The sequence below is a fragment of the Mesorhizobium sp. B283B1A genome (genome assembly GCF_020165735.1).
In the GTDB taxonomy this organism is placed as follows: domain Bacteria; phylum Pseudomonadota; class Alphaproteobacteria; order Rhizobiales; family Rhizobiaceae; genus Mesorhizobium; species Mesorhizobium opportunistum.
Map to the genome: position 1 here is coordinate 1 of NZ_JAIUIQ010000085.1, position 7,452 is coordinate 7,452.

Consider the following 7,452-nt stretch of genomic DNA (forward strand, 5'->3'; position numbering starts at 1 on the left):
ATCACCCACACGGTTGCGAGATCGGACAGGCGATGGCCGTCACGGCCGAGAGCTTCTCGCGCTTGTTCAGCGACGGCTTTTCATAGATCTTTTTCATGGATAATCCCCTAGCCCCCAATGGCCGGCGCTCAATGACGCCGGTATTCGCGCGATGTCAATGTGGGGGGTGCGGATTGGGCGGTGAAGCGCGTTCTTCCCTTCCCCCCTTGTGGGGGAAGGTGGCCTCGCGAAGCGAGGTCGGATGAGGGGTGTTCCAGCTTGGCGATACCGTCAGACAATTACGAGATTGAAAAAAACACCAACGCCTCACTCCGCTGGAGCACCCCGTCTTGCCGCTTCGCGGCAATCCACCTTCTCCCGCAAGGGGAGAAGGTAAGGCGCCCCCTCACCGCTCCCTCAGCAGCGTCCAGATCCACCCGATAAAAGTCAGCACCAGGAATGGATAACCAGCAGCGGGCAGCGGCGCCGAGGTCGGCAGCAACGGCGCGCCCCGGAGGATCATGCAAGCCGAGACAACAAACAGCACGGCGGCCACCAGCGCGGTGAGCCGCATCCACAGGGCAAATGTCCTGGGCACGCTGACCACCACCAGCCCCGCCGCCCACAGCGAGATGCCGCCGACATAGGAGGGCACGCTGGCCTCCAACCCCGCCGCATTGCCGGCCATCAGCAGCGTCTCGCCGGCAAGGAAAGTCAGGAAGCCCGCGGCGACGCAGTCATTGCCCAGCCGCTGATATTTCATGGTCAGTAGCGCCGTCGCCACCACCAGCGCTGCGCCGTCGATCGTCCAGAGCGTTTCGCGCAACGGCGCGCTGGCGACGAAGGTGCCGGCCAGGCCGAAGGCACCGCCGATGGCGAGGCCGGTTGCCGCGACGGTGTCTGAGGTGGTGCGCATGCGATGTCTCCCAAGGCTAGGAGAAGGATACGCTAGGGTGGAGCCTTCTAAAAGGTGCAGTGTTGATGAAGATGCCAGCCGCAGCAATCTCACACCAGAGCGTGCCCTATCGTTTAAAAAATGTCTTGAGCTAAGTGAAGATGCAGCTTTATAATATTTTATTCTTTTCAACGAAATAACAAAGAGCGGGGGGGATAATGGCTTGGGATGACAATCTGCCGGCTGGAACACCGGCTTATGAAATAGCTGCTGACGAGGCGAATAGGCTTCGTGTGATTGCAGGTCCTGGCACAGGAAAATCATTCTCAATGAGGAGGCGTGTCGCTCGTCTAATCGAGAGTGGTGCCGATCCGGAGCGAATTCTAGCTGTCACCTTTACTCGGATAGCTGCCGAAGACGTTCGGCGAGAACTGAATAAGCTTGATGTCGAGGGTGCAGATGAGATTCAGGCGAGAACTCTACATAGCTTCTCAATGCGGATACTCCGAAAGCAGCAAGTGATTAATGCACTTGGCCGAGTTACAAGACCACTTCTGAATTTCGAGATTGAGCCACTCCTGTATGATCTCAGTGACAACCGATTTGGTAACAAAGGCGCACGCGAGAAGCGTATCAAGGCATATGAAGCCGCCTTTGCCCGGTCTCAAGATGATGACCCTGTCGAGGCGGCTGACGCAATCGACCGCGAATTTCGGCAAGCTCTTGTCAGATGGATGACATTTCACAAATGCATTCTCCTCGGAGAGGCCATCCCATTTCTATACATCTATCTCAGAGACAACCCCGCCTCTCCCGAGTTTGATATGTTCGACTATATTTTGATCGACGAGTATCAAGATCTGAACAAGGTTGAACAAAGTGTGGTGAAATTACTTGGAAGAGATTCGAATCTTATTATTGTCGGCGATGAAAATCAATCTATCTATAGCTTTAAGCATGCGCACCCTGAGGGAATAATCGAGTGGGAGGATGACAACTTAGATCGGTCCGATCACGAATTGACGACCTGTTACCGTTGCCCAGGTCGAGTAGTCTCGATGGCAAACAGCCTAATCGCCCACAACCCTGGAGGCGACGCGCATCCACTGGAGGCTCGCCAAGCGAACGGAGACGGTATTGTCAGTGTAGTCCAATTTGCGGGAATCGATGAAGAAGCCAATGGAATTGCTGCGGACATAGTACAGAAGGTAGCTGCCGGTGCCAATCCGGGCGACATCATCGTTCTTACCCCCCGGAAGAAGCTCGGATTGTTGATTTCAGATGCCCTTCGTGAGGCAGGTATCGCCTGCCGCGACTACCTATCCGAAAGCGAACTTGAAACGGCGGACGTTACGGAGAAGCTGGCGCTTCTTATGGTGGCAGGGAATCGGGATGACCGGCCTGCGCTCAGATGGCTGTTAGGATATGGGAGCAATGATTTTCGAGCAGGGCAATACCGGCGGCTATGCGCAAAATGCATTGATGAGAATATGTCTCCATGGGAGGCCCTTGAGCGATCCGAGGCCGGCACCTTGCAACTGCCGCAATGCCAGACTCTGAGAGCTCGGTTTAGAGAGATCCGGGATGAAATTGAAATGATCTCTGAGATGGACAGCGCTCCTGGCGTTTTAGACGCGCTTTTTCCTCCGGGTGACCCTTCCTTCGTACGTATCCGTGAGCTGTTCGAGGGCGAGGTCGACGACGATACCGAGATCGGCGACGTCCGTAAGCTCATTCTAGAAAAAATCTACGAGCCAAATTATCCAGATGAAGTCGAATACGTTCGCATAATGACGCTCTATGGAAGCAAGGGGCTTGGAAGTCCAATCGTATATATTACAAGTCTAGTGGATGGCCTTCTCCCCAGATTTCCGGAGGCAAACGACCCCCAAGCAGAGGTAGAAAGAAAGCAGCAAGAGCAGCGGCGACTATTTTACGTCGCGCTAACGAGAGTTAAATCGATACCAGATGAAAACAAACCGGGGGAACTGACTTTATCAAGTTTTCGACAATTCGGATACGCCGAAGCATTCAACCTAAACAACGGGAATGCAAACGCGCTAGCAAGTCGCTTTCTTGCAGAACTAGGGCCAAATCGACCGGCAGCCACCAGGCGGTGACGCTTCAAGTCTGAACGTGCGTGGGGGATGGAGAACAAAGCAAGAATTTTCGTGTATATTAGCAAGTGCGAATCGAAATTTGGGAGGGCACCTCCATGCCGGCCTTCGGAATCTCCGCGTTCTTGCGCGTCGTCCATATGAATGTCCGGCCACAGCGAACTGAGCTGCGCCGGAGATCTGTCCCGAGGGATGGTGGGTACGACTTTCACAGCAGTCTCCGTCGGCTCTCCCGGCGACTAATGTCTGGAGAGGCTTTGCAGGACGTACTGGCGGCCACTTTAGCAATTGCGAAACTGTCGGAAAGACAGTCTGCTCAGCTAGGTCTGCGGCGGTTGGCAATTTGGAGGTCTCAAAATTCAGGACCAGTTTTGGAGTTTCCTCCCGCAACAATGCGGAGCCCTGAGGCCAGGTTTTCTGTTAGCTTCACCCCCAACTTTGGCCTTCGTATTGCGGACCGTTCTGTCGCAATACACGTCTGGAACACCGCAGAACCCCGCCTCGATATTAGGTTGGTTCGAGGGCTTCTATCTTCTTTCCTGCCTGCCTATCGGACCGCAGCCAACTCGCCGGACGACATCGCAGTACTATGCCTACGCACAATGAGGCTAATTCGGCTGGGTGATGCGTCAGATGTTGCAGAGCTAGGCCGGCTAATCTTTGCAAACATCGATGGCATTTTTCGAGAGATTGCTGCGGATTTGGGAGAGCCGCCGCCTGCGCCCGGCGATCATCCTGCGCCGCCGCCCGGAGAATAATTCTCCACCGCGCAGCATCACCGCCGCGCTGGCGGGCGGGCTGCTGCCTCCTTGGCGCGCTTTGCGCGCCAACCGGCTTCCTCAATCCCCCATCTTCAGCGCCTGAATAAACGCCTCCTGCGGGATATCCACCTTGCCGAACTGGCGCATCCGCTTCTTGCCTTCTTTCTGCTTGTCCAGCAGCTTGCGTTTGCGCGAGACGTCGCCGCCGTAGCATTTGGCGGTCACGTCCTTGCGCAGCGCCGAGATGGTTTCGCGGGCGATGACCTTGCCGCCGATCGCCGCCTGGATCGGGATCTTGAACAGATGGTGCGGGATCAGCTCCTTGAGCTTCTCGACCATCTGCCGGCCGCGCTTTTCCGCCGCCGTGCGGTGGACTAGCATGGAGAGCGCGTCGACCGGCTCCTCATTGACCAGGATCGACATCTTCACCAGATCGCCCTCGCGGTAGTCGGTGAGGTGATAGTCGAACGAGGCGTAGCCCTTGGAGATCGATTTCAGCCGGTCGTAGAAATCGAAGACCACTTCGTTGAGCGGCAGATCGTAGGTCAGCATGGCGCGCTTGCCGACATAGGAGAGGTCGGCCTGGATGCCGCGCCGGTCCTGGCAAAGCTTCAGGATGCCGCCGAGATAGTCGTCGGGGGTCAGGATCGTGGCGCGGATCCATGGCTCCTCGATGGCCGAGATCTTGACCACGTCGGGCATGTCGGCCGGGTTGTGCAGCTCCTTCATCGAGCCGTCATTGAGGAGCAGCCGGTAGACGACCGAGGGTGCGGTGGCGATCAGGTCGAGGTTGAATTCGCGCTCCAGCCGCTCCTGGATGATTTCCAGATGCAGCAGGCCGAGGAAGCCGCAGCGATAGCCGAAGCCGAGCGCGGCACTGGTTTCCATTTCGTAGGAGAAGGACGCGTCGTTGAGGCGCAGCTTGCCGACGGCGGCGCGCAGATCCTCGAAATCGGCGGCGTCGACCGGGAACAGGCCGCAGAACACCACCGGCTGCGCCGGCTTGAAGCCGGGCAAGGCATGCGCGGTCTGCCGCTTGTCCTCGGTGATGGTGTCGCCGACGCGGGTGTCGGCCACCTCCTTGATCGAGCCGGTGAAGAAGCCGAACTCGCCGGGGCCGAGCTCGTCGACATTGATGCGGGCGGGCGTGAACACGCCGGTGCGCTCGACAAGGTATTTGGCGCCGGTGCCCATCATGCGGATGGTCTGGCCCTTCTTCAGCACGCCGTCGATGATGCGCACCAGAACGATGACGCCGAGATAGGCGTCGTACCAGGAGTCGACCAGCATCGCCTTCAAGGGTGCCGACGCATCGCCCTCGCGCGGCGGCGGCAGCTGGTGGACGATCGCTTCAAGCACATCGGGGATGCCAAGGCCGGTCTTGGCCGAGATCAGCACGGCGTTGGAAGCGTCGATGCCGATCACCTCCTCGACCTGCTCGCGGATGCGCTCCGGCTCGGCGGCCGGCAGGTCGACCTTGTTCAGCACCACGACGATCTCGTGGTTGTTGTCGATCGCCTGGTAGACATTGGCCAGCGTCTGCGCCTCGACGCCCTGTGAGGCGTCGACCACCAGCAGCGAGCCCTCGCAGGCGGCGAGCGACCGCGACACCTCATAGGCGAAGTCGACGTGGCCGGGCGTGTCGATCAAATTGAGGATATAGTCCTCGCCATTGTTGGCGCGGTACTTCAGCCGCACCGTCTGCGCCTTGATGGTGATGCCGCGCTCGCGCTCGATATCCATCGAGTCCAGCACCTGCTCTTTCATGTCGCGCAGCTCCAGCCCGCCGGTGGACTGGATCAGGCGGTCGGCCAGCGTGGATTTGCCATGGTCGATATGGGCGACGATGGAGAAATTGCGGATGTGGTCGAGGGGCGTGCTCATGCCGCGCGCTTTAGCAGGGGCGGCAAGCGGCGGCAAGGCTTGCGGGCCAAGGGCTGCCCTATCGATCACAAAGCGGTGAGCCGCGCCAAAAAGCCCGGAATACCGGCTCGGCGGCCAGCAATGCCTAAACTTTGATCTATCGCGTTAGACCTTGGTTTGCGGGCTGCGTGGTACCTGCGCAGCTTCTAATGCCTTTGGGGGTTGCGAAATGCGCAGGGTTGCCAGCGGGTTCGCCCGTTCACGCAGCGGGTCGATGATGCCGCTGTTCTTTCTCATGCTGGTGCCGATCATATCCGCGGTCGGCTTCTCGGTCGACTATACCAGCGCGGTCCAGACCCGGTCCAACCAGCAGCAGGCGCTGGATGCGGCGCTGCTGTCGGTCACAACCATGGATACCACCTCGACGCTGGCGCAGCGCCAGGCGGCGCTGCAGGATTCCTTCATCGCCAACGGCGGACAAGGCACCGCGACGCTGAACAGCTTTGTGGCTGGTACCGCCACCGCCGCCACCACCGCCCGGGCCACGGCAAGTTTCGCCATGCCGACCATTTTCATGAAAATCGCCCGGATCGACACCGTGCCGGTTGCCGTCGGGTCGGCGGTCAGCAAGCCGCCGTCGCTGGTAAACGCGACCTTCAAGGTCACCGGGGTGTCGGGTTACTGGAACAAGACGATGACCCTCTACGGCACGCAATTCGGTGCGACGGTAGCCAAGCCGCTGATGACGGTCGCCTATACCTACGGCAACACCAAGGACCCCAAGGGCTACGGCACCACCAACGTCAGCGTCCTCACCACCGATTCAGCGGGGAAGACCGTCACCACCTTGGTCCAGAACCAGGTCTGCACCGTCGGCAACAACCCGCCCAACGGCGTGAGCCTCAAGACCGACGCGAGCGGCACGAAATATTATTGTGTCGATACGATGTACCCGGCCAACAGCGCCGGCGCGGCGGTCGATGTCAGCACGATGGGCGGCCTCTATCTGCAGATGGACGTGCCGTCCGGTAACCCGAAGAAGCTGATGTCGAACGATCCGGCGACATCCAACCGGCTCTATAACGGGGCATACGCGAACAGTCTGACCGAGACCGCGACCGGTCAGACCGTCGATATCTTCAGCATCGTGCCCTGCGGCGCGACAAGCTATCAGGCCTGGGAAGACGGCGGCAACACGGTCCCGGCGCCTGTCAGCAACGCCGACTTCTTCTACAACGTCACCGGCAAATGCGACTTCAACAAGCGGCCCTCTGCCACGGCGCTGACGCAGTAGGAAACAGCCGATCTCCACCCTTGTGGGGGAGATGGCCGGCAGGCCAGAGGGGGCGCTGGACGGAACGCTGCGGCAGGCTAATCTGGCGCCATGCCGCATCAACCCGTCGCCCCCGCCAAACGCAATTTTGCCCGTTCGCTTCGGCGCGACACGACGGAAGCGGAAGGCAGGCTCTGGCAGGAACTGCGCGACCGCAGGCTCGATCGGATAAAGTTCCGGCGTCAAATGCCTATCGGAAAATATGTTGCCGATTTCGTTTGCCCTGAGGCCGGGCTGATCGTCGAGATCGACGGCAGCCAGCACGCGGACTCGGATACCGACCGGATCCGCAAGAGAGAGCTCGAGGCGGAGGGTTTTCGCATCCTGCGCTTCTGGAACGACGATGTCCTGAAGGACATGAATGCTGTCTGCGACACGATCATCGCCTACGTGAGGGACAGGAGTTTGCAGCCTTGGCGATAGGAGCGTTCTTCCTTCTCCCCTTGCGGGAGAAGGTGGATCGGCGCGACAGCGCTGAGACGGATGAGGGGTGCTCCAGCGGAG

The 7,452-nt window shown here is 59.2% G+C and carries 7 protein-coding genes; 4 read left to right on the forward strand and 3 right to left on the reverse strand.

Translation table 11 applies throughout. From position 1 onward, the window contains the following. Position 1: 1 nt before the first annotated feature. Positions 2 to 97 (reverse strand): hypothetical protein, encoded by a 96-nt coding sequence (locus LB577_RS32870; protein WP_023769288.1) that lies wholly within the window; start codon positions 95 to 97, stop codon positions 2 to 4. A 288-nt stretch (positions 98 to 385) separates the two neighbouring features. After that, positions 386 to 895 (reverse strand): hypothetical protein, encoded by a 510-nt coding sequence (locus LB577_RS32875; RefSeq protein ID WP_224690541.1) that lies wholly within the window; start codon positions 893 to 895, stop codon positions 386 to 388. Between the two features lie 197 nt (positions 896 to 1,092). On the opposite strand from LB577_RS32875, the gene LB577_RS32880 reads away from it, so the two are divergent. Together LB577_RS32880 and LB577_RS32885 are read left to right on the forward strand one after the other, a co-directional pair. Further along, complete coding sequence (locus LB577_RS32880; RefSeq protein WP_224690542.1) at positions 1,093 to 2,994, forward strand: ATP-dependent helicase; 1,902 nt, start codon at positions 1,093 to 1,095, stop codon at positions 2,992 to 2,994. 669 nt (positions 2,995 to 3,663) lie between these two features. Then, positions 3,664 to 3,855 (forward strand): hypothetical protein, encoded by a 192-nt coding sequence (locus LB577_RS32885; protein ID WP_224690543.1) that lies wholly within the window; start codon positions 3,664 to 3,666, stop codon positions 3,853 to 3,855. Here LB577_RS32885 and lepA read toward each other — a convergent pair. Further along, positions 3,831 to 5,636, reverse strand: a complete 1,806-nt coding sequence (gene lepA / locus LB577_RS32890) for a translation elongation factor 4 (protein WP_140572313.1) — start codon at positions 5,634 to 5,636, stop codon at positions 3,831 to 3,833. The genes LB577_RS32885 and lepA overlap by 25 nt on opposite strands. Positions 5,637 to 5,844: 208 nt before the next feature. Here lepA and LB577_RS32895 point away from each other — a divergent pair, with 208 nt between their 5' ends. Both LB577_RS32895 and LB577_RS32900 read left to right on the forward strand, forming a co-directional pair. Beyond that, complete coding sequence (locus tag LB577_RS32895) at positions 5,845 to 6,909, forward strand: TadE/TadG family type IV pilus assembly protein (RefSeq protein WP_224690544.1); 1,065 nt, start codon at positions 5,845 to 5,847, stop codon at positions 6,907 to 6,909. Between the two features lie 90 nt (positions 6,910 to 6,999). After that, positions 7,000 to 7,371 (forward strand): endonuclease domain-containing protein, encoded by a 372-nt coding sequence (locus LB577_RS32900; protein ID WP_224690545.1) that lies wholly within the window; start codon positions 7,000 to 7,002, stop codon positions 7,369 to 7,371. Positions 7,372 to 7,452: the final 81 nt, after the last annotated feature.

Bases quoted from the DNA above. Each gene is read 5' to 3' on its own strand.
- LB577_RS32870 (WP_023769288.1), bottom strand. From the start codon at position 97: ATGAAAAAGATCTATGAAAAGCCGTCGCTGAACAAGCGCGAGAAGCTC.
- LB577_RS32875 (WP_224690541.1), bottom strand. From the start codon at position 895: ATGCGCACCACCTCAGACACCGTCGCGGCAACCGGCCTCGCCATCGGC.
- LB577_RS32880 (WP_224690542.1), top strand. From the start codon at position 1,093: ATGGCTTGGGATGACAATCTGCCGGCTGGAACACCGGCTTATGAAATA.
- LB577_RS32885 (WP_224690543.1), top strand. From the start codon at position 3,664: ATGGCATTTTTCGAGAGATTGCTGCGGATTTGGGAGAGCCGCCGCCTG.
- lepA (WP_140572313.1), bottom strand. From the start codon at position 5,636: ATGAGCACGCCCCTCGACCACATCCGCAATTTCTCCATCGTCGCCCAT.
- LB577_RS32895 (WP_224690544.1), top strand. From the start codon at position 5,845: ATGCGCAGGGTTGCCAGCGGGTTCGCCCGTTCACGCAGCGGGTCGATG.
- LB577_RS32900 (WP_224690545.1), top strand. From the start codon at position 7,000: ATGCCGCATCAACCCGTCGCCCCCGCCAAACGCAATTTTGCCCGTTCG.